Consider the following 26,488-nt stretch of genomic DNA (forward strand, 5'->3'; position numbering starts at 1 on the left):
CAAACCAACGCCGTCGCCCCGCGATCCCGCCCCCGCGACGCCACCCCTCGCCGACGAGGACGGCAGTATAGCAGAAGGCCCCACGACCCCCGATTCGACGTCCAGCCCCTCTATGGTTCCACCCTTCGGCGCCCACACCCAGGGACCACACGCGTCCCACCCCCCACGCGCCCATTGAGAGAGGTCGCTCACATGTCCGATTCGGAGGGCCGCCAACCCGCGCCGAACAATCCATCCGGCCCCGACGCCCGCGAGCACCGCTCAACGGAGACGTCGCCGCGAACGTCTGACGACTCGCCGGTCTCAACGCCCGCGCGCCCCCTCGACCTCGACGAACTCACCGGCCTCCTCCCCTGCGTTCGCTGCAAGTACAACCTCAAGGGGCTCACCGTCACCGGCATGTGCCCCGAGTGCGGCACCTCCGTCCGCACCACTCTCCTCGCCGTTGTCGATCCCCTCGCCCGCGAACTCCGACCCATCGAGTGCCGCAAACTCACCGCCATCGGCGTCGTGGCGTGGAGTGTCGGCGCCCTCCTTGCCACACTCTTCCTCTGGGCCATCCGACTCACCGACTGGTGGTGGGAACCCGGCTTCGGCACGGGCTGGCGCACCCGCGGCGTCCCCCCCTGGCCCTCCGTGCTCCCCGCCTACGCCGTCGTCTTCTTCACGATCGTGTCGGGCCTCGGCTCCCTCGCCTTCATCCGCCCCCACGCCGGCCTCTCACGCTCCCACCGCTTCCAATCCGCCCTCGGCTCGCTCCTCTACATCCCCCTCGCCCTCACGCTCTACCACATCCTCATCGACATCGACCTCCACGCCCCACGCCCCTATAGCCTCGACGCGGGCGATGTCTCCACGCGGTCCATCTTCCGCATCATCGCCTCGGGCCTCCTCCTGGCCATCATCATCTGCGTCCGCCGCGGCGCCCGCGTCCTGCAGGCGCGGCTCCTCCTCATGCGCGTCGGAGCCCTCGGCCGACAGACCCTCCTCGCCATGATCGGCGTCGTCCTCCTCTGGACCATCGGCGATCTGCTCGTCCTCTACGCCGACCACGCCAACCCCGGCGTCGAGTCCCTCCCACGCAACATCGGGCGCGGGCTCATCCTCGTTGGCTCCCTTCTCTTCACCCTCGGACTCTTCGGCGTCGTCCTCGATACTTGGCGCGTCCGGGGTGTCGTCCTCCAGCCCGCCATCGACCTCGCCGACATGCTCATCCACCGTTCCAATCGACGTGCCGGCCCGTTCACACCACCATCGCCCGATCGATCTCGCGCCTGATCGGCCCGCCGCCACGCCTCTCTACAATCGCCCATGCCAACCCCGACCCAACCCGCATCGCCACTCTTCGCCGGCCAAGCCCCATCCACCCAACGCTTCATCGCCGACCTCAAGCCCTCCCAGAGGGTCAACGGCCTCTTCTCCATCGCCAACGCCCAACTCGGCCGGACCAAGACCGACAAGCCCTACCTCCGCTGCATCCTCGGCGACAAGACCGGCGACATCACCGCGCGCATGTGGTCCATCGATGAGCCCACCTTCCGAAGGCTCCCCGTCGACGGCTTCGTCAGCGTCGAGGGCGAGACCCAGGCGTATCAGGGCGAACTCCAACTCATCATCCACCAGATCGATCCCGCCGAGCCCACGCCCGAGCAGATGCGCGAGCTCCTCCCGACGACCAAGCGCGACATCGCCCAGATGTTCGCCGAGGTCTCGCGACTCCTTGGCACGCTCGAGCACCCCGCCGCCAAGGCCCTCGCCAAGGCCTACCTCGACGACGAGTTCCTCATGCGTGAGTTCCGCCAGGCGCCCGCAGCCAAGAGCATGCACCACGCCTATCTCGGCGGCCTGCTCGAGCACACCCTCACCCTCCTCGACCTCGCCAACCGCGTCTGCCCCCTTTACCCGAAGATCAATCGCGACATCGTCCTCCTCGGCCTCTTCCTCCACGACCTCGGCAAGACCCGCGAACTCGTCTTCGACCGAGCCTTCTCCTATTCCGATCGCGGCGAACTCATCGGGCACATCGTCGAGGGCGCCATCATCCTCCACGACAAGGCCCAACTCGTCATGAAGGAGCAAGGCCTCCGACTCCCGCCGGGGCTCTTGACCGTCCTCCAGCACATCATCATCTCGCACCACGGCGAGCCCGAGTTCGGCGCCGCGAAGATCCCCGCCACCCCCGAGGCCATCCTCGTCTCCATGCTCGACAATCTCGACGCCAAGACCACGATGTCACTCGCCGCCGCCCGCCCGGATCACGCCCAGGAACTCAACGGCAACTTCACCGAGAAACAGTGGGCCCTCTCCACCAAACTCTACAGACCTGATCCGTTGCAGAAATAGTTCGACGCCCCTGGCATCCCTTCGCAATACAATGAGACCATGCTGGTTCTCCACGGTATCACCTTTGACCACGATCGAATCGGTCACGCCTGCCGACGCGCCGCCGTCAAACGTCTCTATCTCTTCGGCTCCATCCTGACCGATCGCTTCGCCCCCGACAGCGACATCGACCTGCTCGTCGAGACCGATCCCGCCAAACCCGCAGGCCTCCTCGCGCTCGGCGGCCTACAGATGGACCTCGCCGAAATCCTCGGAAGACAGGTCCACCTCACGCTGCTAACGGGGGTTCCATCCAAAGATCGCCCGGAACTCCTCGCCCACGCTCGAGCGCTCGATGCCGCCTGATTCGACTCCACCACTGACAAGCGTTCCCGACCCGAACGACCGTCGCCGTCTCGTGCACATGCTCCAGTCCTCTCGCGACGCACAAACCATCGTCGCCGATCTCGACGCACGCTCGCTCGAGGACGACATGCTCCGCTCCCGCGCACTCGTGAACTGCTTTACCGAGATCGGAGAGGCCGCCGTCCGGCTATCACCCGAGGCACGCGCACGCCTGGGATCGATCCCGTGGAGGGACATCATCGGCATGCGCAACATCGTCGTTCACGTCTACTGGGGCATCGACGTCGCACAACTCGTCGCCACTGTTCGCAATGACCTGCCGGCACTCATCGTGGCTCTCGAGCAAGCCCTCGCGGCTTGCCCACCCGATTCCCCCGGCTGATCGGCTCCGCCCTACGCCACGCACAACCGCGACGCCTCACGCACGCACGTGAACACGAACTCTGTGTTCGTCACGTGCGACACCTTCCCCACGCGCTCGCCCCGATGGTTGTGGATCCCGATCTTCGCTCCCACATACCGCTTCGAGGGCACGGCCACCGTCCGCACCACCCCTCCGCCGACTCCACGCGAGACCCGAGTCCCCGCCCACTCGCGCAGCATCCCCTCCATCTCCTCGCGTGACACAAACCCCTCATCGCTGAACGACACCACCAGCGCCCGCGCGTCGATCGCCCGGATCACCTCACGCAGCGCCGCCGCCGCCCGTGGCTTGCTGTTAAACACACTCCGCCTCGACACACAATCCGCCCGCTTGCACGCCACGCCGTACACCTCGGGCTTGTCCCACACCACCAGGCTCTCCCACACGTGATAGTTCCCTAGATACGAGTGCTGGTTGTACGGCGGATCGAGATACGCCACGTCCGCAGAGAGCACCCTCGCCGCGTCTAGCGCCTCCATCTTGTGCGCCTCGCCCTTCCCCCCCACAGCACGCGGCAACACGTCCGGCAGACGCAACTCCAGCCGGTTCGCCGCCCGGGCCGCATACCGCTTGAGATACGCCATCTGCACCCCCGTCGTCGAGTCCACCCGATCCGCCGCCTCCATCAGCGACACCAGCATCACCGCCTCAAGATCCGGCTCCAAACCCTTCCTCGCGATCGCCTCTCGGATCGCATCGATCCGCTCCCCATTCCTCGGCGAGAAGTACCGCGACCGCTCGCAGAACGTCTCCGTGATGTACCCGCCGCCCCCGACCGGCACCTCCATCGCGTTGAACTCGCGCACCAGCAGGCGAGCGTCATCGAGCACGTCCTGCGCGTCCGATTGCACATAGCACGTTGCCAGCGTGTGCGCGTACGCGTTATGGTCGTTCGACACCACGCGATACCCCTCACGCTTGAGCGCGTGCCCCACGCGTGATGTCCCCGAAAACAAATCCAGCACCGTCAGCCCGCCACCCGCGCGCCGCAGCGCGTGCGCACGCCCACCTCTCGACTCCAGGACCGCGCCACGCACGCCCTCCAGAATCGTCGGTATCAGCAGCCGCTTCGAGCCAAGGTACTTGATCATGAGATCGCCACACCCATCGCCGGTCCCATCTATCGGACGCGACCGCCCCGCACACCCAAAACTCGCGATTGTCCATCCCCATTCCCTACGATCCCATGTGACCGACTCGCCCCACGACAACCCCACCGACCCCTTCGACGACGATCACGACGCCGAAGACATGGGCGAGCCCTCAAACCCCGCCGAGCACTCCATCCAGGTCAACTTCGGCCGGCCCATGCCCCTCTTCCCCCTCGACCAGGTCGCCCTGCTCCCCCAGCAGGTCCTCCCCATGCACATCTTCGAGCCGCGCTACCGCCAGATGGTCGAGAATGTCCTCGACACCAATGGCCAGTTCGCTCTCGCCACGTTCGAGGGCGACGAGTGGAAAGACCAGTACCACGCCCGACCACCACTCAAGCCCGCCGTCTGCATCGCCCACATCGTCCAACACGAAAAACTCCCCGACGGCCGCTACAACATCATCGTCCAGGGCATCTGCCGCGCGCGCATCCTCCGCGAACTCCCCGTCCGCGACCGCCGAGAACCAGGCGAACCAGGCCACGGTGAGCCCGGCGTCCACTACCGCGAGGCCATCCTCGAACCCGTCGGCATCGAGCAGCCCCAGAACCAGGACGAGCACCAGGACCTCGCCGACGTCCGCTCCAAACTCGACGACCTGCTCTCCACAGGCCCCCTCCTGCGCATGAACATCGCCGGCTCGCTCCTCGATTACGTCCGCAACTTTGAGATTCCGTTGACCGCCGTCCTCGAACTCGTGGCCTTCAGCCTCGTCCAGCCCCAGACCCTGCGCTACCGCCTCCTCGAAGAGCCAGCCGCCCTCGAACGCGCAAACCTCATCCTCCACGAACTCGACCACCTCTCCCGACTCATCACCAAGGCGCAGACCCAGCACGACGCCGTCGCCGGCGACCAACTCCCCAAAGGCTGCACCTGGAACTAACGAGTTTCAGCAACCCCGGGCGTCGACTCCCCCGCCGCCTGCATCGCCCGCACCAACTCAATCCCAGCCCAGCAGTTCCGCCCGCGCTTCTGCACCATGATGAAGTCCGGATTGAACTTTCCCAAAGGCACCGCCATCAACGCCGGCATGTGCACCTTCAGATACTCCCCGTCGTCCGACATCCCCTCCACGCCCGAATACGGCACCACGATCCCCTTCCGCTGGCCCGTCACGATCTCCACGCCGCGAGGCGTCAAGACCGCCGCCCCCGTCCAGTCCTCGCGAAACTCACCCGACCGCATCCACCGCTCCACGATCACCCCCGCGATCACGTTCTTGATCGCGTCCAACTCATCCTCGCCCTTGAAGTTCTTCGCCAGGAACGTCCGCGACAGCACGCCGTCGGGCTTCTCCTTGTGCCGACCGGAATACGAGATCTTCTTCGCCTTCACCCCGCCCACCGACAACGGCTCCACCACCAACTCCACATCCGTCCCCATATAGATCCCGTTGCGATACCTTCGCGTCACCGTGTACCACAACCCCGCCACACGCTCATACTCCACCGCCTGCACCACACGCCCCAGCATTGTCCGCGTGACCCCACGCTCAAAGAAGTGATACCGAGAAAGTACCCCGCGCATCGCCAACCACGACAACCACAACCCCAAACACCCAAGCACGAAGACCACCACACGAGGCCCCATCGTGAACGGCGTGCCGCCAGGCGTGCTCGGCGCACTCGACGAAGCGATCGCCGTCATCACAAACCCAAGCGCCGTGAAACCAAGCACGATCCCCACAATCCCCAATACGAGCCTCTGCCCAGGCCCCTTTGATCGCGACGTCAGCAGTTCGCCAAATCCTTCCATTGACGATCTCGCAGAATCGTTCATGCACCCTCCGGGAAGTCAGATGTTCGCACCGGATGTTAGCGTTCAGAAACCTCTCGTGCTCAACAACGACCCCTCATCAAAATCAACAAGGCCGCCCCACACGGGACGGCCTCGTTTCGATCACACTCAATACCATTCACTCAGCACATCGACTTCAGGCTCTCCGCCTTGTCCGTCCGCTCCCACGTGAACAAGTCGCCCGACGCCTGCCGCCCGAAGTGACCATGCCGCGCCGTCGGCCGATAGATCGGCTTGCGCAACTGCAGCGTCTCGATGATCCCCCGGGGCGTCAACTTGAAGACCTCGCGGATCGCCTTGCTCATCTTCGCCGGGTCTGCCTTCTCCGTCCCGAAGCACTCCACGTACACACTCGTCGGCTCGGCGACACCGATGGCGTACGACAACTGGATCTCGCACTCATCCGCAAGCCCCGCCGCCACGACGTTCTTCGCGATGTACCGCGCCATGTACGCCGCCGAGCGATCGACCTTCGTCGGGTCCTTTCCGCTGAACGCCCCGCCGCCGTGGCGGCCATACCCGCCGTACGTGTCCACGATGATCTTCCGCCCCGTCAGGCCGCAGTCGCCATGGGGACCGCCGATCTCGAACCGCCCCGTCGGGTTCACGTGCACCGTGATCCCCGGATTCCACCAGTCCTTGAGCACCGGCTTCAAAATCTCATTTTCCACGGCCTTCTTCAGCGCGTCCTGACGCTCGTTCCACGTCTTGTCGTGCTGCGTCGAGAGCACCACCGTGTCCACGCGGACCGGCTTGCTCCCGTCCATCTCCACCGTGACCTGGCTCTTCGCGTCAGGCCGCAGCCCCGGGATGATCCCCTGCTGACGAACCGACGCCTGCTGCTCCACCAATCGATGGGCAAGTTGAATCGGCAGCGGCATCAACTCCGGAGTCTGCCTGCACGCGAACCCGAACATCATCCCCTGATCGCCCGCGCCCTCGCGGTCCACGCCCATCGCGATGTCCGGGCTCTGACGCTTGATGCTGCTCAGCACCGCGCACGACTCATAGTCGAACGCCATATCCCCGCTCGTGTAGCCGATCGCTTTGATCGTCTCACGCACGAGGTCGGGAATCTCGACATACGCCTTCGTCGTCACCTCGCCCGCCACGACCACCATGCCCGTCGAGCACATCGTCTCGCATGCCACTCGCGAGTACGGGTCCTGCTCCAGCATCGCGTCCAGGATCGCGTCCGAGATCTGGTCCGCAACCTTGTCCGGGTGACCCATCGACACCGACTCCGACGTGAACAAACGCGTGCGCGACATACCCACACCTCTCTTCGTGCTGTGCAGAAACACTCTGGAAAACGCCCACGCCAATCCGCCGACGCGGGGGCCACAAGTGTAGAAACTCCATCACCACCCTGCCATCCACAAATCCACACCCCGCGACAGCCCCACTACCCTCCCCCATGCCCTCGCCCTCCACCCGATCCGCCGCCAAACGTCCCAGAAAGTCCACACCAGCCGCGCCCAACGCCCTCACCTACGCCGCCGCGGGAGTGGATATCGACCAGAAGGACGCCTTCACCGAGTCCCTCGACTCGATGCTCAAGAAGACCCACACCACCCGCGTCATCCCCAACCCCGGAGGATTCGCCGGCCTCTTCCGACTCGACTTCAACGCCAAACTCTTCGCACGAAACTACAAGGATCCCGTCCTCGTCGCCTGCTGCGACGGCGTCGGCACCAAGGTCCTCCTCGCCCGCGACCTCAACATCTACAACACCGTCGGCATCGACCTCGTCGCCATGAACGTGAACGACCTCGTCGTCCAGGGTGCCGAGCCTCTCTTCTTCCTCGACTACATCGCCACGCCCAAACTCGACAACGTCTTCCTCCACCAACTCGTCGAGGGCATCGCCAACGCCTGCAAGGCCTGCGACACCGCCCTCCTCGGCGGCGAGACCGCTCACATGCCCGATGTCTATTCCAAAGACGACTTCGACCTCGCCGGGTTCTGCGTCGGCGTCGTCGACCTCAAACGAGCCCAGAACCCCACACGCGTCAAGCCCAACGACGTCATCCTCGGCCTCGAATCCGACGGCATCCACAGCAACGGCTACACCCTCGTCCGCAAGATCATCGAGAAGGCCCAACGAGAGTCCAAGCTCGATCTCAAAATGCCCGAGCCAACTCTCGATCCAACTCGACCGCTCGGCCAGGTCCTCCTCACCCCTACTCGCCTCTACGCCCCGAGCATCACCAGACTCCTCCGTGGCTACCGCGTCAAGAACGTCATCAGCGGCATGGCCCACATCACCGGCAGCGGCATGGCGGGCAACCTCTGCCGGGCGCTCCCCAAAGGTCTCGATGCCCTCGTCGATCGCTCAACCTGGCCACGCCCAGCGCTCTTCTCCTTCCTCCAAGACCACGGCAACGTACCAGAGGAAGAAATGTGGCGCGTCTTCAACATGGGCATCGGCTACTGCGTCATCGTCCGACCCGCCTTCGCCCAGTCCATCATGGACAAACTCGAGAAACTCGGCGAGCGAGTCCACGTCATCGGCAAGGTCGTCCGCGCCAAGTCAACGTCCGCCGAGGGCGCCGTCCGCTTCGTCTGATTCGGCCCTAGGTACCCACGCTCCCCCGTGGAGCTTCGACGACAACCCATTCCCGTGAGGCAGGCAGCCCGCGTGTGTCTACTCCAGCTCCGCACTCGAGAAGGAAACGGTTGCTAGTTCGTGAGCGCGTCAATCTCCCGCCGCGCCATCTCGATATAACCCGGACGCGTCAAGTGATACGGCGACTCAGGCTCCAGCCGATACCCTGACGATTCGATTTCTTCCGCCGTCGTCAGCGAAGAGAGCACAACCACTCGGACCGAGGCGTCAGGCACCAGCAACGGAATACCCGCCGCGGCCTGCTCATACGCCAATAACATCGGATCATTCGGTGTCGACGTCGGCGGTGGTGTGGTAATCACAAAGTGCAACCGATCCACACCATACCCGCGGCGCTCAAACAAACCACGAAGTCGATCGATCATCGCCACAGTGTTGTCCGCAAACGCAGCCCCGGAGTTCCCAGGAACAACGCCCGCAGGTCCAACCGATCGACTCGGCTCGTGAAGATCGTTATACCCTTCACAGATTCGCACCACGATCTCGCCCGTCCGATTCGCCCGAACAATGTGGTCGAAGTACAAACCGAGCATGTCGTCCTTCATGGTTCTCAGCGCCACCGCAACGCCACGAGAGGACACCCCACCGCTGTAGCACAGCGTGCTCACCGATGTCCCGCGTCGGAGCGTCCGATCCTCGACACGGACATAATAAAATATCGCCGGCGAAACCAACGGCGACTGATTGTTGTACAGATAAAACCCCAACTCGTCGTCACGCGCCCCGGATTCCGACGACTCGGCATCCAACCATCCGATGTGCGCCCCCCATGCGCCGAGAGTCTGGATCGGATCAGATCGTGCAATCACGTCATATGGTGGCACGTCCCGACGGATCGTTGGACAAAACCGACCCGAACCATACGGATACGTGCCGTACGAGTACCAGAATCGAAGCCGCGAATCATGGTGAAGTGCTGATCCCGACGACACCGTCATCCCTGGACCTGGAAGAGATCCGATCCGACCCTTGAACACCTCCAGCGAGTTCGCGTAGTGATATTCACGCTCCACATGCAGATATCGCTGCAAAGCCTCAGGGCCTACTTGATATCGAACATTGCGCCGACCAGTCGTCCAGAGGACCCTCGCACCATACCCCGATCCGGAACCGTTTCCTTGGTTCTCCCCCACCGAGAACAGACCCGTCGCGAACTGCCCATATCGCTCCGATAATACCGCCGCGTACCCCTCGTCCCAACCGTGCCCACCCAGCACCTGGTTCGAGTCCCCGATCATCACCACATCAACACGACGTGCCGACGCCACGGAAAAATCAAACGGCTCTCCCCCGCGCGAAAGTCCGCATACCACACCCAGGATCACACACAAGACAGCGTACCGCATGCCTCACTGTACGGTTCTCATCCCGAGCGGTTGACCCCATCCATTCCATTCACGAATCATGACTTCTCGCGTTCAAACCATGACCGTCGGATCCTGCCATACCACTCACACAACCCCGCCCCGCCCCCGCCGCAGGATCACCATCCCGCCCAACCCAAGCAACGCCAGCGACCCTGGTGACGGTGCTACCGCGAACGACGCTCCCGTCATCGCGATCGTGTACGCCCCGCCCGTTCCCGCCGTCGTCGTCGACCAACTCGTGATCACCGAGTTCTTCCCAGGGCCGTCCGGTTGCCGGATCGTGTTGTACGGCGTATCCCTCCACAAACTCCGACCGTTCGAGTCCCGCGGGTCCCGGTTGTACCGCGTGATTGCGAGCAGGTACGTCCCCAGGCTTGGCACATAGGCGCCATCAACTCGCGACTGGAGCGACCCGCCGCCCGTCGGATCGTCGTCGTTCATCACCACGCCGTGCCCGTCCGTCGTGAACAGGTACAACTGTGTGTCCTGCGACGTGCTCGTCACCATCGCCGTGAACAGCGACGTGTTGGTAATCGTGATGCGGAACATGTCCACGTCCGACCGATCCGTCAGCATCCCCTCGATCGAGTCGAGCGACCCAACGCCGATCGTCATCTGGTCCAACGAAGGCAACGCGCCCGCATCCGACGATTCCACCCAAATCGAACCGCGAGCACCGGCTACCAGCGCCAGCCCCATCACACCCGCCATCACACGCGCTCGCGTCGACATGTTCCACTCCCCCTTCAACCCGCCGACAACCGCCCCAGCCGCCCCGGCACACATCCGGACCCCGGCACGAACAGCCCTCGGCACGGGGAATCTCCGATTCAACCGCGCACCATGCAACCGTTTCATCTCCAAGCCCTGCCGCCTGTGCGCTCTGCAACGCCTGCAACGACCACCACACGTCCCAACAAGCAGACCCCCAACCCCATCTCGTGGCATAGGGGTCTCACCTGTGCCTCCTCTTCTACCTTCACACTCTTCAAGCATGTCCAACCTACACCAACGCCCGAGAATCCGTACGATCACTGCACTCAAACCCACACGCCGCGCCCCACCGGAGCCGCCATGTCCGCCAGCAAGACCGCCACGTCCGAATCCATCGCCCCGACCGCCTCACTCCCCAAAGGCAACGCCGTCATCGGCCAGTCCGGCGGCCCCACCGCCGTGATCAACCAGTCCCTCGTCGGCGTCGTCGAGTCCCTCTGCGCTGGACTCCATGCCGCCGGCATCGTCCCCAAGATCCTCGGCATGCGCCATGGCGTCCGCGGCCTCACCAAGTCCGACTTCCACGACCTCACAACCGCCCACCAGGACCGCCTCGACCGCCTCGCCCTCTCCCCCAGCGCCGCCCTGGGCAGCACCCGCGATAAACCCGACGCCGCCTACTGCGAACAAATCCTCGACGCCTGCAAAGCCAACAACATCCGCTACTTCTTCTACATCGGTGGCAACGACTCCTGCGACACCTGCCGCATCGTCCGCGAGATGGCCGTCCACTCCAACTACGACCTCCGATGCTTCCACGTCCCGAAAACCGTGGACAACGATCTCGTCGAGAACGACCACACCCCCGGCTTCCCCTCCGCCGCCCGCTTCGTCGCCATGGCCTGCATGGCCGACTTCATGGACAACATCTCGCTCCCCGGCATCAAGATCAACGTCATCATGGGACGCCACGCCGGATTCCTTACCGCCGCCAGCGCCCTCGCCCGACGCCATGACCGCGACGAATACCTCGAGGGCGCCAGCACCGATGGCCCCCAACTCATCTACCTCCCCGAGGTCCCCTTCGACATGGACCGCTTCGTCGCCGATGTCGATGCCGTCTATTCCAAGAAGGGCCGTTGCCACATCGCCGTCAGCGAGGGCATCCAGGACAAGGACCACAACCCCATCGCCGCCACACTCATCAAGAACGCCCAGGTCGACGCCCACGGCAACGCCCAACTCTCCGGCAGCGGTGCCCTCGGCGATCAACTGGGCGATTACCTCAAAGACAAACTCACACCCGCCGGCGGCAAACCCCCACGTGTCCGCGCCGACACCTTCGGATACGTCCAGCGATGCTGGCCGGACCCAAGCCCCATCGACCGCATCGAGGCCCGCCGCGTCGGCCAGTTCGCCGCCCAACTCGCCCTCGCCGGCATCCACGACGCCAGCATCGCCATCGCTCGAACCTCCTCAGGCTCCACCGTCTTCGGCGGGAGCGAGCCCTACGTCAGCGAGTTCAAACGTGTCGAACTCTCCGCCGTCGCCGCCAAGACCAGACACCTCCCCAAAGAGTTCATCAACGGGCACAACAACGTCTCACGAAAGTTTATCGAATACTGCCTCCCCCTCGTCGGCCCACTCCCAGGCTTCGAACGTCTCTGATCACACTCGTCTCGCATGTCCACCGCCACTCTTCAGCGAAACACACTGGTCGGACTTGCCGCCAGCGTCGCACTCGCGGCCGGGAAACTGGTCGCGGGACTCCTCGGTCATTCCAGCGCACTCGTCGCGGACGCGGTTGAGTCTCTTGCCGACTCCGTGGGGTCGAGCATCGTCTGGTTCGGCTTGCGCGTCGGAAGCCGAAGGCCCGACGAACGCTACCCCTATGGCTACGGCCGCGCCGAAGCGATCGCCGCCATCGCCGTCGGACTTCTCCTCGTTCTCGCCGCGATCGTCATCGCCGTCCGTGCGGCCTCCCAACTTCTTACACCACACACACCTCCGGCACCGTGGACGCTTGCCGTTCTCATCGTGGTAATTGTGGTCAAGGAAGCCCTTTTCCGGCTCATCGTTCGCGGTGCCGACACATTCGAGTCCGATGCGGCACGCGCGGACGCCTGGCATCATCGCTCCGATGCCATCACCTCCGCCGCGGCATTCTTCGGGATACTCATCGCGGTCGTCGGTCCATCGCTCCTCGACGCGCCGCGCCTTGTCCTGGCGGACGAGGTCGCGGCCATCTTTGCCGCTCTGATCATCCTCTGGACCGCGTATCGACTCATCACGCCGAATCTCCGCGAGCTCCTCGACGCGGATTCTCCAAGCATCGCCAGCAAGGTTGAGCACATCGCTGCAAAGAGCGATGGTGTCCGACTGATCGAGAAAGTTCACGCCCGAAAGAGCGGCCGAGGTTTTCTGATCGACATGCACATCCACGTCGAACCCAACGCCACTGTTCAAGAAGGCCATGCCATCGCCGGTCGAGTCAAGGCGAGTATCCGCGAGGCTATTCCGGCCGTCTTCCACGTGCTCGTCCACGTCGAACCCGCAGTACCAAGGCCGGACAATCACCTTTGAGAGCCACCATGGACGACAAACCCATCCCCTTCTGGATCCTCATCCCCGTCGTCTTCTTTGTCGCCCTCATGCTCGCCTTCTGGCTCTTCCCGCCGGTCCTCCCCTTCGTCCTCGTCCTTGCCATCGCCGCCATCATCTACGCCCTCCGTGTCACCCGCCAGATCCAGGACGACCCAGGCCCCAAAGCCATCCAACGCCCCACCCGCTGCCAGAACTGCAACTACGACCTCAAAGACGCCGAAGACAACCGCTGCCCCGAGTGTGGCCTCCCCATCCACCTCAACGACTAGTCCAACTCCAGGTGGCCCGCCTCACCGAGGCGGGTGTTCTTGCCCGGTAGCAACGCCCGTCGATACCACTCGTCTACACGGTGCCCATTCTGCGTGCCACTCGGAGTCTTCACCGACTCCACGGTCCTCATTCCCTCGATGAGACTCCGCCTTTCGTGCCAATGCCGCGTCCGCCAACAGCCTGTACACTTCACGGCCCTTGCTCGCCCTCTCGCCACCAGAGGTCGAGCCATCGATCGACACGAGGCCAATCAAGAGATCATGACCGAACGCCCCAACGCAACAACAAGACCGTCGTCGGGAACGCACGAGGCGTTCTTGGCACAGAAGCAGTTCGGCTCACTGGATGGGATCCGGGCGTTGTGCATTCTCGGCGTGTTGTGGCAGCACACGGCGATGCGGGAGTTGGCGGCTGGCGAGACGCACTGGCTCCCGATGAGCCAGGTGGGCTACCTCGGCGTAGACATGTTCTTCGTGCTCAGCGGCTTCCTGATCTCGACGCTCCTGCAGCGCGAAAGGGCTAAGCACGGCGGGATCTCGCTCAAGGACTTCTACGCGAGGCGAACGCTGCGGATCTTCCCGATCTACTACATCGTGCTCATCGGCGTGGCGGCGCTCTACCTCGTGAAGGAGCATGTCCTTCACAAAGATCCGGCGAGCGGCGAGGTCTTCTTCCGCGCGCTCCCCTGGTACGCGACGTACACCTCCAACTTCCTTCATCCTGATCTCCAGGCGAACAGCCTGGGGATCACGTGGTCGCTCGCGACAGAGGAGCAGTTCTACATCCTGTGGTCGCTAGCGGAGTTCGGGCTTGGACGACGCTGGCGTTTGGGGCTGGTGGCGCTCCTCATCGGCGTGAGCCAGGCGATCAACTTCCGGGTGCCTGGCGTGGGCGACGTCATGGAGCAGGCCATCGGAGCACGGTGGGCCGAACTCCCGATCATGCAGGCGACGTTCACGCCGATTCTGCTTGGGGTGCTGCTGGCACATCTGATGGACCACAAGGCGTGGTTCGATCGCATCACCGCGGTGCTCTCGCCGGCGATGTCGCCCGTGGGGTGCCTGGTGCTCTTGCTCGGGCTGTGCAACATCGGGGGCGACATCCAGGGGTGGCCTCGCCTCTTGATCCAGGTCGCGATGATGGTCTTCGTGGCGTCGTGCGTGGTGCGAGAGGACCACGCGCTGCGCCGGCCATTGTCATGGCGGCCGATCGTCTGGGTCGGGCGGATCAGTTACGGGATGTATCTGTACCACATCTTCCTCGTGTGGCCGATTCGGTCGAGGCTGGTGCCGCACGGATGGGATCAGTCGCCCGTGGAGTTTGGCGTGGTGCTGGCGGCGACGATTCTGATCGCGTCGATCTCGTTCGTCGTGATCGAGAGGCCGATTCTGGGCCTGAAGAAGCGCTTCACACGCGTCGAGGCGGGGCGGTAAGCCATGGGCGCGGCGTTTGATCCAGATCGGGAGTTGGATGTCGCGCCGGGAATCATCGGTGTGACGCCCGAGGAGTTGCCCGCGCTCCCGGACGAGGCAATGAACGACCCGGAGCGGGGACGCATCGACCCGCGCGTGTGGTTCATTGAGCCATCGAGGCCCTTCGAGATCGAGATCGGGAGCGGGAAAGGAACCTTTCTCGTGGGCGAGGCTGGGGCGAACCCGATGGTGAACTATCTCGGCATGGAGTGGGCCGGGGAGTTTTATGCGTATGCCGCGGACCGGCTGCGGCGTCATGGATACCGCAACGTGCGCATGCTGCGAACGGACGCGACGGAGTTCATCCGCTGGCGATGCCCGAGCGGGATCGTGCGGGTGATTCACCTGTACTTCTCGGATCCCTGGCCGAAGTCGCGGCACCACAAGAATCGCGTGGTGCAGCATCGGTTTCTCGCCGAGGCGTGGCGTGTGCTCATCCCGGGCGGCGAGTTGCGCGTGGTGACGGACCACGCGGAGTTGTGGGCGTGGGACGAGGCGCACTTTTCGGCATGGACTTCGGACGCATTGGGCGAGGATGTCCCCGAGGCCCGCCGGCGTGTCGAGCGCGTGCCGGCGTTCACGAGGCATGACTTCGTGCCCCCGGCGTGGGTCGGGGCGGACGAGATCGTGGGGACGAACTTCGAGCGGAAGTATCGGGTGGAGGGTCGGACGTTCCGGTCGTGCGTGCTGCGGAAGGTGTGAAGCGAAGAACAACAGTCCATTGAACGGTCAACTGAGTATGGAGATGAACGTAGAAGTAGGAGCACCACGCGGAGCGTGGTGGTACGCGAGCGGATCAGAGGACGGTGCCGGTGAGGATGGAGATGGCGAGGGTGAAGTAGATGATGGTGCCGCTGGCGTCCATGAGGGTGGCGACGAGGGGGCTGGACGCGGTGGCGGGATCGAGGCGGAGCCTTTTAAGGATCAGGGGGAGTGTGGCGCCGGCGACAGTGCCCCAGAGGACGACGCCCGCGATCGCGGCCGCGACGGTGAAGCCGAGGTGATTGGAATACTCGGTCTCGGGGCGCTTGAGGATGTTCGTGAAGAACTCTACGCAGAGGAAGCCCATGAGGGCGAGGGTGACGGCGAGGAGTGCGGCGGAGACGAACTCGCGCTGGACGATGCGCCACCAGTCGCCGACGCCGACCTCGCCCAGCGCGAGCGCGCGGGTGACGAGGGTCGCCGCCTGGGAGCCTGAGTTTCCGCCACAGGAGATGACCAGGGGCATGAAGATGGAGAGGACGGTCGCCTTGTCGAGTTGGTCCTGGAAGCCGCCGAGGACGAGGATGGTGATGGTCTGCCCGACGAAAAGTGCGGAGAGCCAGACGGCGCGCTTGCGGTACATCTCGACGTGGCCCGTGACGATGTAGGGCGATTCCAGGGCGGCGACGCCACCGAGTTTCTGGATGTCCTCGGTGGCCTCTTCCTCGGCGACGTCGGTGACGTCGTCGACGGTGACGATGCCGACGAGGACACCCTTGGAATCGACGACAGGCAGAGCCGTCCGGTCGTACCGGCTCATCATCTGGACGGCCTCTTCCTGGGGCTGGTCGGCGCGGAGGGCGTAGTAGTTGTCGTCCATCAGGTCGGCGATGCGCGTGTCGCGTTGGGCGAGGAGGACGTGGCGCAGGCGGATGTCGTCGACGAGTTTGCCGGCGTCATCGATGACGTACAGCACGTTGAGTGTCTCGGCGTCGCGGCCATGGCGCTGGATGTGATCGAGGACCTGGGCGACGGTCCACTCCGGTCGGACGCGGATGTAGTCGGGCGTCATGAGCCGCCCGACGGAGTCCTCGGGATAGCCGAGGATGGCCTGGGTGACCCTTCGCTCTTCGGGGGAGAGCGAGCCGACGATTCGTGTGGCGACCTCGGAGGGGAGTTCGTCCAGGAGTCGTGCGCGATCGTCGGCGCTCATGGCTTCGACGACCTGAGCGGCGGTCTCGGTCCCGAGTTTCTTGATGAGTTCTTCTTGTGAATCCTGTTCGAGATACGAGAAGACCTCGCCGGCGTCGTCACGCGGGAGGAAGCGGAAGCCGAGGGCGGCGAGTTCCGGCTCGATGTCGGCGAGGATGTCGGCGACGTCCGCGGGTGGGAGTTCGTGGAGGATGTGGCGCAACTCGCCATAGTGCCCGCGCTGGATGAGTTCGCGGACTTCGGGGGCCAGAAGTTGGGCGGTGGGATTCACGGTGAGTACAACAGGATACGGCGTGCGTCGAAAGCGGCGAATCAGGCGAGACCGTCGAGGGCGCGCAGGCCGAGGGGTTCCTTCGTGAAGAACGGCTCAGCAGCCGCGGCAGCGATCCGCGAGCCAAAGTAGCGATCCTGGGCCTCGAGGCGCCCGGGGAATCCGGCGTTGATGGGGTTCTGCGCGAACTGTGAGGCATAAGCCTCGACGGCGTGGCGCTTGCGCTCGAACGTGGTCGAGGTGTCGATGAGGAAGGTGGGATTTGGAACAGCACGAAGGTGAGAGCAGAAGTAGTAGAAGAGCCAATTGGGATAGATGGGCGGGCCGAGTTTGGATCGCCCGCCGAGGGCTTCGGGGACGGGCGGCTCAAACTTGGTGAGTTTGGCGTCGAAGCGTGCGTCCTCGGCGATGCGCGTCGTGGCGATGTGATCCGGGTGGGCGTCTTCTGGATGGGGCATGAAGAGGATGGAGACCTGGTGGGCGCGGATGACACCCGCGACGGCGTGTCGCGCTTCGAGTGTGTGCTCGACACGGCGGTTGGGGAGATTCAGGAGCACTCGACGGACCCGGCCCGTGTTGTTGTCGAGGATGCGAGCGGCTTCTGCGGCTTCCTTCAGCCGCGTGGAACGATCGCCCACGGGCGTGGGGCACCCGTCGGTCATGTCGAGGAGCAGGACGTTGTGGCCTTGCTGGGCGAGGAGGGCGATGGTGCCCCCCATGCCGATTTCTTGGTCGTCGGGATGCGGGCCGACCACGAGGATGTTGGGCATGGCCGGCTTCCTTATTCGGCGATGACGACGAGACCGACGAGTTGGGGTTGTTGGCTGGATGCACTCGGGGGGAGTTCGAGTTGGGCCTGGACGAGTTTCTCGGGGGCCTCAGAGGCGAAGAAGCCCCCGGCGCGGAACCGCTCGCCATTCTCATCGACGAAGGAGTCGAGTTCGAGCGTGAGGGATTGGCCGACGGCAAACTCGGGGATGTGTCGCGCGAATCGGCGATTGAGCCACAGGGTCGCGGGGGCGAGGGGGCTAGCAGTGGTGTTGGTGAGAGAAATGACAGTGGAGTCGCGGACGACCTGGATGTCAGCGGTCGTGGTTTGGGCGAGGACGTCGGGGAAACGACGCCACTGCTCCTTGGGCGGGATGGTGGAGGCGCATGCGGCGAGGCCGAGGGCGAGCACGAGCGTGGAGAGATGAACGAGCGTGGATTTGGGTCGAGTCATGATTCCATATAGTCTGTGCGATGTCGTGCGAGAGCAACAACGCGACGGCTCCATCGGCGGCAATTGCCCCGGGGGGCGAGGGGATCGACCCGCTGGAGGTGGCGCGGAGGGTCCGCGAGATGGGCGGGGTGGACCCGCGCCTGCCCGCGATTGTGCCGGGCTTCGATGCACCGTTTTTCCAGGCCGGGCTCGCAGGGTATTCGGATGCGGCGATGCGACTCATCGCCCGGCGGCATGGATGCCCGTATTGCGTGACCGAGGCACTCCTCGATCGGACGCTCTTGGCGGGGGGACGCGGGTTCGCGAAGGCGGATCTAGGGGAGTTGCACGACAATGTGCCCGGCGGAGCGGGAGACCATCCGCTCGCGGGACAGATCATGGGGAGCGACCCGGAAGAGATGGCGGCGGCGGCGCTCAAGATGATCGAGCAAGGGGCGCGGAGCGAGCGCGAGTATCGGCGACTGGCGTATAAGGGACGACTTGGGCCCGGGGACAATCGGCCAGCGGAGACGCTGCGCCAGCCCGGGGGCGAGGTCATCGAGTGGGTGGTGTGCGGCGAAGAAGAGGACGAGCCGGGCGTCGAGAACGCTCCCGCCGAAGTGCAGCAAAATGAGAGTGATTCCACGACACGATCGCGAGCACGCGGAGGCGAGGCGTGTCGCTCGTTCGAGGTGATCGACGTGAACCTCGCGTGCCCGGTAAAGAAAATCGCGAGCAAGGCGCGGGGCGGGCACTGGCTGGCGGAGCCCGAAGGCGCGATCCGAATTCTCAAGGCCGTGCGCGAGGCCTTGCCGGCGAGCGTGGCGTGCTCGGTGAAGTTGCGCCGGAGTTTCGACGACACGCCGGAGATGGCGGCGAACTTCGAACGGATTATGGTCGCGGTGCGCGATCTTGGGTACGCGTGGGCGACGGTGCACGGACGGACGGTGCGCCAGAAGTACGTGGGCCCGAGTCGATGGGACGTGCTTCGAGACATCGTGCGCCGGCACGCGGGATTCCCGGTCCTCGGGAGCGGCGACGTGTGGTCGGCGGAGGACATCTTCCGGATGATCGGATACACCGGGGTGGCGGCGGTGTCGGTCGCACGCGGGTGCATCGGGAATCCATGGATCTTCAGGCAGGCACGCCAGATTCTCGCCGGCGAGCGGGCAACGAGGCCAACACTGGAAGAACAGCGCGGCGTGCTGGAAGAACACTTCGAGTTGCTGCTCGCAGTGAACCGCGGGATGCGCCACGGCGAGGAGGCGTCGAGCCGGATGATCCGCAAGTTCGGGATCCGCTTTGCCGCCCACCACCCGGACGTTGAGTCGGTTCGCAAGTCGATGATCGCGGTGGAATCGCACGCGGACTGGCGGCGCGTACTCGAAACGCAGTACACGGGCAGAGGGCGCGGAGAGGTTGGATTCGATCGAGTGGAGGCGCCGGCACTCAGGCCTGCTTGACGCTGGGAAGTTCGGTGTCCTCGACGGCATCTTTCGGGCGGGCGTCGACGCGGTCCTGCTTGTCGGTCGGATACGCGATTCGCCCGTGATACATGCTGGCGAGGGTCCGGCTGACGCTCTCGGTGATGACCTTGAGTTCGCGCAAAGTGAGTTCGCAGTCGTCGAACTGCCCATCGAGGAGGCGTTTGTTGGCGATGGACTCGACGAGGGCCTCGATGCGGCTGGGCGTGGGGTCGCTCATGGCGCGGGTGGCGCTCTCAACGGCGTCGCAGACCATAAGAACGGCGACCTCCTTGGTGCGCGGGCGCGGGCCGGGATAGCGATACTCGACCTCGTCGGGAATGTGCGCCTCGTCGCGTGAGTCGCCCGAGGTCAGCGCCTGCTGCTTGGCGCGGTGGTAGAAGTACTCGACAAGGGTGGTGCCGTGGTGGGCCTCGATGAAGTGCTGGAGTTGCTTGGGGAGTTTGTACTCGCGCGCGAGTTCCATGCCATCCTTCACATGCCCGACGACGACGAGGAGGCTCATGGCGGGGCTGAGTCGGTCGTGCTTGTTCGTGCCGGGGATCTGGTTCTCGACGAAGTACTCGGGCTTGTTCATCTTCCCGATGTCGTGGTAGAGAGCTCCGACATAGGTGAGCAGGCCATTGGCGTGGATGGCGTCGGCGGCGGACTCGGCGAGGGCGGCGACATTCAGCGAGTGGTTGTACGTCCCCGGGGCCCGCTGCTGGAGTTCACGGAGCAGTGGGTTCTTGGGATCGCGGAGTTCGATGAGGCGGAGGCCCGTGACGACGTCGAACATGCGCTCGAGTTGCTGGAGGAACATGAGCGTCGCGGCCCCGAGGGCGAACATGCCGCCCGCGGCGAGGAGGGCGTCGTTGAAAATCTCGCGAAGGACAATCAGCCCTGTGTCCACGGTGCTGGCGGGATCGGCAAGGATCGGTCGATCGATGATGCCGAAGACGACCGTGGCAAGGCCGACACCCAGGGCGGTGAAGATGGAGAGCCGGAGTAGGGCGCGGCGGTCACGGAGTTCGCCGAGCGTCGTCACGACGCAGGAGATGCCGACGGTGATGATGGCAAGCGTGCCGAAGCCGCTGCGGAGGGCGAGCCCTGTGAGCAGGGCGTGGAGGAGGCCATAGGCGAGGGCGGAGCGGCGGTCGTAGCCAATGGCCATGAGGATGCCGACGGCCACGGTGGGCGCGACCGCGGTGATGGCGGCGCCCTGGGGAATAGCGGCGGTGAGGAGCACCGCGGCGACGAGACCCGCGAGCAGCACGCTCGCGACGCCGATCATGCGGGAAGCGTTGCGCTTCACGCGCGGCGAGAAAAGGACCGTGTAGCCCACGAGGGCGAGGGTGATCGCGACGACCGCGGTGACCACCGCGGCAAGGCGGAGCGTGCGGCGCGCAGTCGGCGTCTCGTCGCGGAAGGCGCGGGCCTCGGCGAGATACAGCGCGGCCTGTTCGGAGGTCAGCCGCTCGCCCCGGCGGAAGATCGGCTGGTTCTTCGGGATTGTGTTGAAGACCTCGAGTTCGGCGGCGGCGCGATCGTTCTGGGCCATGGTCGTGAGGTTCTGATCGAAGCGATACGTGGGTTGGGGCTTGTAGACGAGGCGATTGGCGATGACCTCGGCGATGGGCCCGCGGAAGCCGGCCTCCTGGGCGGCGAGGAGCATGCGCTCGCGGAGTTTCTCGTCGGAGATGCTGTAGACGCGATCGCGGAAGACCTCGGGGAGTTGCTCCTTGACCCAGAGGAGTCGGACGACCTGATAGGTGCCCTCCTGGGTGGAGCGCTGGAAGGTCTGCTCGTCGATGACGGGCCTCTGGCGAAGGAGGTCCATGAGCGGCGTGACCTTGGCTTTCCACGCGTCGGTCGGCTCGCCGTTGGCGGTCTCGGCGCGAATGGAATCGAACGTGCCCTGGGTAAGCCCGAACGCCGCGCGGAGGCCCTCGTCCACGCTCGCGAGATCGGTGGTCGCCGAGAGCGCCTTGGGGAGATTGGTGATCGCGGTCTCGAGTTCGGTGAAGACCGGGACGTTGGCGACGTAGTACCAGGGTGTCGACTGGCGGGCGGCGGTGCGGCGCTGCTCGGTGGCGGCGCGGTCGGGGAGGGAGAGCGACTGCACGCGGACGAGTCGAGTCTCGTCCATCACGCGTCCGACGGCGATCAACGGCTGCTCGCGCGACCACAAGACAACCACGCACGCCGCGATGGCAAAGACGGTGGAGACGATGAGCCCCCAGGCGATGCGTGGTTCGCTGATCCAGTCGAGGAGGCGCTGCGTGAGCGGCTCGACCTCGTCGCGCTGGACGCGGCGCTGCTTGCCTTGCCTGGGCTTGGAGGTTGTCTTGAGTCGCTCGAGCATCAGGCCTGGCTCTCTGGAGTTGAAGTATCGTTTCGTCCACGCCTTGGGGTGCGCGCGACGTGCTGCTCGGGCATGTCGCCCATGGCGCGGACTCCCCCACCACTTCCGCCCGCGGCGGCATCCTCATCGCCATACGCGTCGATGATGCGTTGGACGAGTTGATGGCGGACGACGTCGACACGATCCAACGTGATGAACTCAACGCCGGGGACACGCTTGAGTTTGCGGACGGCGTCGATGAGGCCGCTCTCTCGCGGGTCCTGGAGGTCGATCTGGGTGGTGTCGCCGGTGACGATCATCTTGGAGGACTGGCCCATGCGGGTCAGGAACATCTTCATCTGACCACGGGTGGTGTTCTGGGCCTCGTCGAGGATGACTACCGCGTTGTTGAGCGTTCGCCCACGCATAAAGGCGAGGGGCGCAACCTCGATCACATCGCTCTCCAAAAAGCGGCGGATGGTGTGGTAGTCCATCATGTCGTGGAGGGCGTCAAAGAGGGGGCGCAGGTAGGGATTCACCTTGTCCTCGAGATCGCCGGGGAGGTACCCGAGTTTCTCCCCGGCCTCCACGGCGGGACGAACGAGGAAAACCTTGCGAACTCGCCCGGACTTGAGCATGTGGACGGCGGCGGCAACGGCGAGATAGGTCTTGCCCGTGCCGGCTGGACCAATGGCAAAGACCATGTCGCTCGCATGGATGGCATCGAGATACCGCTGTTGGTTGACCGAGCGGGCGCGAATCCCTCTGGACTGCCCGTAAACGTCGAGGCGGTCCTCGGGGAGTTCGGGGAGAGGCGTGGCTTGAGCCTGCTCGCCAAGTTCGTCCGCGATCATGTCGAGGACGTCCTTGCGGGTTGGCTGCTCGCGGCGTTCGGCGGCCGTGCCAAGGCGTTCGAGAACGCGGCGCGCGGCATCGACGGCGTCTCGATCACCGGAGATCTGGACCACACGATCGCGAGCAGCGACGCGCACGCCGAGGGCCTCGCGGAGCATTTTCAGATTCCTCTCAGAGGAGCCGACGACAGAGGTTCGGTCGGCGCCTGGGGGGAATCGAACGGTGATCTCCAAGTCCGTGTGTCTCCGGTGGTTGGGGGCGGGCGGCCGATGAATAAACGAACCACGACCCCGCAACTAGTTTACGGCCCGCACGGGCGAGACCTTGAGCGACGCATGGCAAGAATACCCAAACAAAACACAATCTTTTTGCCTGGAACGGCAATCCTGTTCTTTGGTGTAACTGTTGGAACATTGATCGGCTGTTCCGCAGGGGCGGTTCGGTCGGTGCCTTCGTACCACGCGAGCGATTCTGTTCTTGTTTCGATTGGTGACTTTGACGACCTCACCGCCGCGATGGAGTACACGCAAACAATCGCCGAGGTGGCGGTTGAGCGGAAATCAGAAACCAACGGTGTGGTGGCCTTTGAGGTGGCGACAGCGACGGATGAGGCGGGACGGTTGGAATGCCGGGCCGTGGATGGGGGGATCGAGTTGCGCGCGCGGGTGGGGCTGTATGGCGATCGGGCGCGGGAACAGCGAATCTTGGAGGCGATGTCGCGGCGACTGGGTCAATTGGCGGGGCGGGACTGGGCGCCGGTGGATTGAGGGGGCGCCGGGAGACAGCCGGGGATGTGGACGGTCATGGTGGTGCCCTTCTGCCAGACGGAATCGACGCTGATGGTCCCGCCGAGACGTTTGACAGCGTGCTTGACGATCGCGAGGCCGAGGCCCGTGCCGCGTCGGGCTGGCGTACCTGTGCGTGCCGTGTCAACCTGATAGAAGCGTTCGAAGATCCGAGGCTGGGCGGCGAGGGGAATGCCGATGCCCTGATCAATAACGCGAATGCGGATGCCGTCGCGCCGTGCCTTCTGCGAGGTGTCCTGTGGATGGAGACGATCAACGCGGACGGTGATCGTGGTGTTCTCGAAGGCGAACTTGGTCGAGTTCTCGATGAGGTTGCCGAGGATGAGGCGGAGGAGGTCGGAGTCGGACTCGACGATCGCCACATCCGGCGCGACCACGTCGGCGACGTTGAGGTGACGCTCGTCGCGCGCGCGCTCGAAGGACTCGGCAACGTGGCGCGTGAGGGCGGCGAGATCCACGGGCTCGCGACGGACCGGAGCCTCCGGCGATTCGAGTCGTGAGAGATCGAGGAGGTCGCGTATGAGTTCCTCGATGCGCTCGACGTTGGACGAGACGACGGTGAGGAGTTTGTCGCGCATCGAGGGTTCGTCGGCGGCGCCGTCGCGGAGCGTCTCGACCGCGGCCTTGATGGAACTCAGCGGCGTGCGGACCTCGTGAGAAGCGTTGGCGACAAAGTCGGTCTTGAGTTGGGAGGCGAGGGCGAGATCGGTGACATCGCGAAGCGCAAGGGCGACGCCCGGCTCGGCCGCGGATGGCGATGGGGCTGAAGGCGTGGCGACGGCGAGGGCGACGGGCATCGCGGCGACCTCGACGACACGGGGGAGGCCGGCGCGGGGCATTTTCACGTGCAACACGGCGGGGTTGCCGGCGAGGGCGCCGGCATGCAGGTTCAGGACCTCGGACTGCGTGAACAGGTCGAGGATGTTCCGCCCGACAACGGAGGCGGCATCGCGCGACCAGAAGGCATCCGCAGCGGGATTCGCGGCGATGACCACGCCCGTGCTGTCGGTGGCGAGGACGGGATCGGGGATGGCGTTCAGGACCGCGCGGACGTTGCTCAAGGCCGTTGAGAGTTCCGGGAGTCGGGCGCTCACACGCGACCGGTAGAGATCGACGCGTTGCGTGGCTTGGGCGAGGCGTTGGGCGAGTGAATCCTGGAGCGTTCCGGCGGCTCCATCGGCATCTGCGGGTGTCGTCGGCGTGAGGGATCGGCTGAGGCGATCGAGTTCATCGATGGCCTGGGCCTTGGGTGCGCTGACCTTGGCGTAGAGAATCCAGATCGCGGCGAGTGCGGCGAGGCCCGTGCCCGTGAGAAGTACTGCGGCGTTCCAGTCGTTGAGAATCCCGACCCAGACGACGCCGGCTGATGCCGCGACGAGAAGGGCACACCAGTGCTCGGGTCGGTTCCACGCGGTGGGCATGAGCGGTGGCCACGTGAATGAAGCGTGTGGCGAGTGAAGATTACGCGTCGGAGAACTCGGCGACATCCTCATCGGCGCCGAGTTCGGCGGTGGCACGATAGCCAACGCCACGGACGGTTCGGATCATGCTCCCGGAGGCCCCGAGTTTCTTGCGGATCGCGGTGATGTGGACATCGATGGTCCGCTCGGTGACGGTGACGCCCGGGCCCATGGCCTTGGACATGAGTGCCGCGCGGGAAAGCACCCGGCCACCAGCCTGCAAGAGAGAGGCGAGAAGGCGGAACTCCGTCAGGGTGAGTTTGAGGGTCTGGGCGTTGACCTGGGCCTCGTGGGTGGTGAGGTCAACCGAGATCGGACCCAGACGCAGGGCCGAATCGGGCTTTGGAGTGGACTCAGAGCGGCGGAGGACTGCGGCCACGCGAGCGGCGAGAACCTTCATGGAGCAAGGTTTCGTGATGTAGTCGTCGGCGCCGAGGGCGAGGCCGGTGAGTTGCTCGGCCTCGGAGGTCTTGGCGGTGAGCATGATGATGGGAATGGAGGCGGATCGCGGGGTGGACCTAAGGCGTGTGGCGATCTCGGTCCCGGAGAGTTCGGGGAGCATGAGGTCGAGGATGATGAGGTCCGGGGGAGTCTGCTCGACGATTTCAAGAGCCCGGCGGCCGGCATTGGCAACGCTGGTGGCGTAGCCCGCCTTTTCGAGGTTGTAGGCGATGAGGTCGGCGAGGTCGCGCTCGTCTTCGACGATCAGGATGTGTTTGCGCGAGGCCATGGTCTCAAACCCTCATTAACTCTCGATTTGCGCAATATTTGCGCAACATGTGCCGCGAGGATTATCGAGATGAGGGTAGGGAGATGACGCGTGGGACTGAGTCAGGAAGAAGTTACGGTTTTGCTAAAGATGATCGATCGCGTGTGGTGAGGAAATTTGGCGGGTGTGAGGGTGAAGGTCCGAAGAAAATGTGGCTCGCGCCGGTTTGTGTTTGCTCACGTCGCGGGGTACGATCGTGACCCCAGCGAAGGAGGAAATCCTCGTCGCGGGGGAAGATCCACGCGTGGCGGCAGGATTGCTGGTGCGTGGTTCGACATCGAGAGTGGGT

Annotated in this window: 25 protein-coding genes; 13 read left to right on the forward strand and 12 right to left on the reverse strand. The window is 64.6% G+C overall.

Going from position 1 to position 26,488, the window contains the following annotated elements; translation table 11 throughout:
• Positions 1-192: 192 nt before the first annotated feature.
• Genes IPK69_06440 through IPK69_06455 form a run of 4 tightly spaced genes read left to right on the forward strand, consistent with a single transcriptional unit; the run spans position 193 to position 3,070 of the window.
• The gene (locus IPK69_06440; protein QQS10254.1) at positions 193-1,278 is read left to right on the forward strand and encodes a hypothetical protein; all 1,086 of its coding nucleotides are present in this window, start codon (positions 193-195) and stop codon (positions 1,276-1,278) included.
• A 33-nt stretch (positions 1,279-1,311) separates the two neighbouring features.
• Positions 1,312-2,343 (forward strand): HD domain-containing protein, encoded by a 1,032-nt coding sequence (locus IPK69_06445; protein ID QQS10255.1) that lies wholly within the window; start codon positions 1,312-1,314, stop codon positions 2,341-2,343.
• A 39-nt stretch (positions 2,344-2,382) separates the two neighbouring features.
• Positions 2,383-2,688 (forward strand): nucleotidyltransferase domain-containing protein, encoded by a 306-nt coding sequence (locus IPK69_06450; protein ID QQS10256.1) that lies wholly within the window; start codon positions 2,383-2,385, stop codon positions 2,686-2,688.
• Positions 2,678-3,070 carry a DUF86 domain-containing protein gene (locus IPK69_06455; protein QQS10257.1) on the forward strand — a complete coding sequence of 131 codons (393 nt, stop codon included), beginning with the start codon at positions 2,678-2,680 and terminating at the stop codon, positions 3,068-3,070. Before IPK69_06450 ends, IPK69_06455 begins: the two co-directional genes overlap by 11 nt.
• An 11-nt stretch (positions 3,071-3,081) precedes the next feature.
• Here the strand turns inward: IPK69_06455 and IPK69_06460 are convergent, their stop codons facing one another.
• Positions 3,082-4,203, reverse strand: a complete 1,122-nt coding sequence (locus tag IPK69_06460) for a DNA adenine methylase (GenBank protein ID QQS10258.1) — start codon at positions 4,201-4,203, stop codon at positions 3,082-3,084.
• Between the two features lie 97 nt (positions 4,204-4,300).
• Between IPK69_06460 and IPK69_06465 the strand changes: the two genes are divergently transcribed.
• Positions 4,301-5,146, forward strand: a complete 846-nt coding sequence (locus IPK69_06465) for an LON peptidase substrate-binding domain-containing protein (GenBank protein ID QQS10259.1) — start codon at positions 4,301-4,303, stop codon at positions 5,144-5,146.
• Here the strand turns inward: IPK69_06465 and IPK69_06470 are convergent.
• Positions 5,143-6,018: a hypothetical protein gene (locus tag IPK69_06470; GenBank protein ID QQS10260.1), complete on the reverse strand. Its 876-nt coding sequence runs from the start codon at positions 6,016-6,018 to the stop codon at positions 5,143-5,145. The genes IPK69_06465 and IPK69_06470 overlap by 4 nt on opposite strands.
• 164 nt (positions 6,019-6,182) lie before the next feature.
• Complete coding sequence (locus IPK69_06475; protein ID QQS10261.1) at positions 6,183-7,331, reverse strand: methionine adenosyltransferase; 1,149 nt, start codon at positions 7,329-7,331, stop codon at positions 6,183-6,185.
• 146 nt (positions 7,332-7,477) lie between these two features.
• Between IPK69_06475 and IPK69_06480 the strand changes: the two genes are divergently transcribed.
• Positions 7,478-8,629, forward strand: a complete 1,152-nt coding sequence (locus tag IPK69_06480) for a phosphoribosylformylglycinamidine cyclo-ligase (GenBank protein QQS10262.1) — start codon at positions 7,478-7,480, stop codon at positions 8,627-8,629.
• A 113-nt stretch (positions 8,630-8,742) separates the two neighbouring features.
• Here IPK69_06480 and IPK69_06485 read toward each other — a convergent pair whose 3' ends face one another.
• Positions 8,743-9,513 (reverse strand): hypothetical protein, encoded by a 771-nt coding sequence (locus IPK69_06485; GenBank protein QQS10263.1) that lies wholly within the window; start codon positions 9,511-9,513, stop codon positions 8,743-8,745.
• Between the two features lie 627 nt (positions 9,514-10,140).
• Complete coding sequence (locus IPK69_06490) at positions 10,141-10,788, reverse strand: DVUA0089 family protein (GenBank protein QQS10264.1); 648 nt, start codon at positions 10,786-10,788, stop codon at positions 10,141-10,143.
• 342 nt (positions 10,789-11,130) lie between these two features.
• Here IPK69_06490 and IPK69_06495 point away from each other — a divergent pair, with 342 nt between their 5' ends.
• The 5 genes from IPK69_06495 (at position 11,131) to trmB (ending at position 15,818) form a co-directional block, all read left to right on the forward strand.
• Complete coding sequence (locus tag IPK69_06495) at positions 11,131-12,438, forward strand: diphosphate--fructose-6-phosphate 1-phosphotransferase (GenBank protein QQS10265.1); 1,308 nt, start codon at positions 11,131-11,133, stop codon at positions 12,436-12,438.
• Between the two features lie 15 nt (positions 12,439-12,453).
• Entirely contained in the window at positions 12,454-13,353 is a 900-nt protein-coding gene (locus IPK69_06500) for a cation transporter (GenBank protein ID QQS10266.1), read from the forward strand.
• A gap of 8 nt (positions 13,354-13,361) precedes the next feature.
• A complete protein-coding gene (locus IPK69_06505; protein QQS10267.1) occupies positions 13,362-13,643 on the forward strand; it encodes a hypothetical protein in 282 nt (93 codons plus the stop codon).
• A 261-nt stretch (positions 13,644-13,904) separates the two neighbouring features.
• Positions 13,905-15,077, forward strand: a complete 1,173-nt coding sequence (locus IPK69_06510) for an acyltransferase (protein ID QQS10268.1) — start codon at positions 13,905-13,907, stop codon at positions 15,075-15,077.
• Positions 15,078-15,080: 3 nt separating this feature from the next.
• A complete protein-coding gene (trmB, locus tag IPK69_06515) occupies positions 15,081-15,818 on the forward strand; it encodes a tRNA (guanosine(46)-N7)-methyltransferase TrmB (GenBank protein ID QQS10269.1) in 738 nt (245 codons plus the stop codon).
• Positions 15,819-15,912: 94 nt separating this feature from the next.
• Here trmB and mgtE read toward each other — a convergent pair whose 3' ends face one another.
• From mgtE to IPK69_06530, 3 genes are read right to left on the reverse strand one after another with little or no spacing between them, the layout of a single operon-like run.
• Positions 15,913-17,301, reverse strand: a complete 1,389-nt coding sequence (mgtE, locus tag IPK69_06520) for a magnesium transporter (GenBank protein QQS10270.1) — start codon at positions 17,299-17,301, stop codon at positions 15,913-15,915.
• A gap of 41 nt (positions 17,302-17,342) precedes the next feature.
• Complete coding sequence (locus IPK69_06525; protein QQS10271.1) at positions 17,343-18,071, reverse strand: PIG-L family deacetylase; 729 nt, start codon at positions 18,069-18,071, stop codon at positions 17,343-17,345.
• Positions 18,072-18,082: 11 nt separating this feature from the next.
• Positions 18,083-18,523 carry a hypothetical protein gene (locus IPK69_06530; protein QQS10272.1) on the reverse strand — a complete coding sequence of 147 codons (441 nt, stop codon included), beginning with the start codon at positions 18,521-18,523 and terminating at the stop codon, positions 18,083-18,085.
• A gap of 20 nt (positions 18,524-18,543) precedes the next feature.
• Here IPK69_06530 and IPK69_06535 point away from each other — a divergent pair, with 20 nt between their 5' ends.
• A complete protein-coding gene (locus IPK69_06535) occupies positions 18,544-19,965 on the forward strand; it encodes a tRNA-dihydrouridine synthase family protein (protein ID QQS10273.1) in 1,422 nt (473 codons plus the stop codon).
• On the opposite strand, the gene IPK69_06540 is transcribed toward IPK69_06535, so the two are convergent.
• Both IPK69_06540 and IPK69_06545 read right to left on the reverse strand, forming a co-directional pair.
• Positions 19,952-22,330, reverse strand: coding sequence for an HDIG domain-containing protein (locus IPK69_06540; protein ID QQS10274.1), 2,379 nt, complete (start codon positions 22,328-22,330; stop codon positions 19,952-19,954). The two genes, IPK69_06535 and IPK69_06540, sit on opposite strands and share 14 nt — an antisense overlap.
• Complete coding sequence (locus IPK69_06545; protein ID QQS10275.1) at positions 22,330-23,322, reverse strand: PhoH family protein; 993 nt, start codon at positions 23,320-23,322, stop codon at positions 22,330-22,332. The genes IPK69_06540 and IPK69_06545 overlap by 1 nt, the downstream gene beginning before the upstream one ends.
• 111 nt (positions 23,323-23,433) lie before the next feature.
• On the opposite strand from IPK69_06545, the gene IPK69_06550 reads away from it, so the two are divergent.
• Positions 23,434-23,931 carry a hypothetical protein gene (locus tag IPK69_06550; protein ID QQS10276.1) on the forward strand — a complete coding sequence of 166 codons (498 nt, stop codon included), beginning with the start codon at positions 23,434-23,436 and terminating at the stop codon, positions 23,929-23,931.
• Here the strand turns inward: IPK69_06550 and IPK69_06555 are convergent.
• Together IPK69_06555 and IPK69_06560 are read right to left on the reverse strand one after the other, a co-directional pair.
• On the reverse strand, positions 23,895-25,391 hold the full coding sequence (locus tag IPK69_06555; protein ID QQS10277.1) for a PAS domain-containing protein: 1,497 nt from the start codon (positions 25,389-25,391) through the stop codon (positions 23,895-23,897). The two genes, IPK69_06550 and IPK69_06555, sit on opposite strands and share 37 nt — an antisense overlap.
• Positions 25,392-25,431: 40 nt before the next feature.
• Entirely contained in the window at positions 25,432-26,160 is a 729-nt protein-coding gene (locus IPK69_06560; GenBank protein QQS10278.1) for a response regulator transcription factor, read from the reverse strand.
• Between the last annotated feature and the right edge of the window lie 328 nt (positions 26,161-26,488).

The organism is Phycisphaerales bacterium (assembly GCA_016699835.1).
In the GTDB taxonomy this organism is placed as follows: domain Bacteria; phylum Planctomycetota; class Phycisphaerae; order Phycisphaerales; family UBA1924.

Coding starts and splice junctions, on each gene's coding strand:
- IPK69_06440 (QQS10254.1), top strand. CDS start 193: ATGTCCGATTCGGAGGGCCGCCAACCCGCGCCGAACAATCCATCCGGC.
- IPK69_06445 (QQS10255.1), top strand. CDS start 1,312: ATGCCAACCCCGACCCAACCCGCATCGCCACTCTTCGCCGGCCAAGCC.
- IPK69_06450 (QQS10256.1), top strand. CDS start 2,383: ATGCTGGTTCTCCACGGTATCACCTTTGACCACGATCGAATCGGTCAC.
- IPK69_06455 (QQS10257.1), top strand. CDS start 2,678: ATGCCGCCTGATTCGACTCCACCACTGACAAGCGTTCCCGACCCGAAC.
- IPK69_06460 (QQS10258.1), bottom strand. CDS start 4,203: ATGATCAAGTACCTTGGCTCGAAGCGGCTGCTGATACCGACGATTCTG.
- IPK69_06470 (QQS10260.1), bottom strand. CDS start 6,018: ATGGAAGGATTTGGCGAACTGCTGACGTCGCGATCAAAGGGGCCTGGG.
- IPK69_06475 (QQS10261.1), bottom strand. CDS start 7,331: ATGTCGCGCACGCGTTTGTTCACGTCGGAGTCGGTGTCGATGGGTCAC.
- IPK69_06480 (QQS10262.1), top strand. CDS start 7,478: ATGCCCTCGCCCTCCACCCGATCCGCCGCCAAACGTCCCAGAAAGTCC.
- IPK69_06490 (QQS10264.1), bottom strand. CDS start 10,788: ATGTCGACGCGAGCGCGTGTGATGGCGGGTGTGATGGGGCTGGCGCTG.
- IPK69_06495 (QQS10265.1), top strand. CDS start 11,131: ATGTCCGCCAGCAAGACCGCCACGTCCGAATCCATCGCCCCGACCGCC.
- IPK69_06500 (QQS10266.1), top strand. CDS start 12,454: ATGTCCACCGCCACTCTTCAGCGAAACACACTGGTCGGACTTGCCGCC.
- IPK69_06505 (QQS10267.1), top strand. CDS start 13,362: ATGGACGACAAACCCATCCCCTTCTGGATCCTCATCCCCGTCGTCTTC.
- IPK69_06510 (QQS10268.1), top strand. CDS start 13,905: ATGACCGAACGCCCCAACGCAACAACAAGACCGTCGTCGGGAACGCAC.
- trmB (QQS10269.1), top strand. CDS start 15,081: ATGGGCGCGGCGTTTGATCCAGATCGGGAGTTGGATGTCGCGCCGGGA.
- IPK69_06525 (QQS10271.1), bottom strand. CDS start 18,071: ATGCCCAACATCCTCGTGGTCGGCCCGCATCCCGACGACCAAGAAATC.
- IPK69_06530 (QQS10272.1), bottom strand. CDS start 18,523: ATGACTCGACCCAAATCCACGCTCGTTCATCTCTCCACGCTCGTGCTC.
- IPK69_06535 (QQS10273.1), top strand. CDS start 18,544: ATGTCGTGCGAGAGCAACAACGCGACGGCTCCATCGGCGGCAATTGCC.
- IPK69_06540 (QQS10274.1), bottom strand. CDS start 22,330: ATGCTCGAGCGACTCAAGACAACCTCCAAGCCCAGGCAAGGCAAGCAG.
- IPK69_06545 (QQS10275.1), bottom strand. CDS start 23,322: ATGCTCCGCGAGGCCCTCGGCGTGCGCGTCGCTGCTCGCGATCGTGTG.
- IPK69_06550 (QQS10276.1), top strand. CDS start 23,434: ATGAATAAACGAACCACGACCCCGCAACTAGTTTACGGCCCGCACGGG.
- IPK69_06555 (QQS10277.1), bottom strand. CDS start 25,391: ATGCCCACCGCGTGGAACCGACCCGAGCACTGGTGTGCCCTTCTCGTC.
- IPK69_06560 (QQS10278.1), bottom strand. CDS start 26,160: ATGGCCTCGCGCAAACACATCCTGATCGTCGAAGACGAGCGCGACCTC.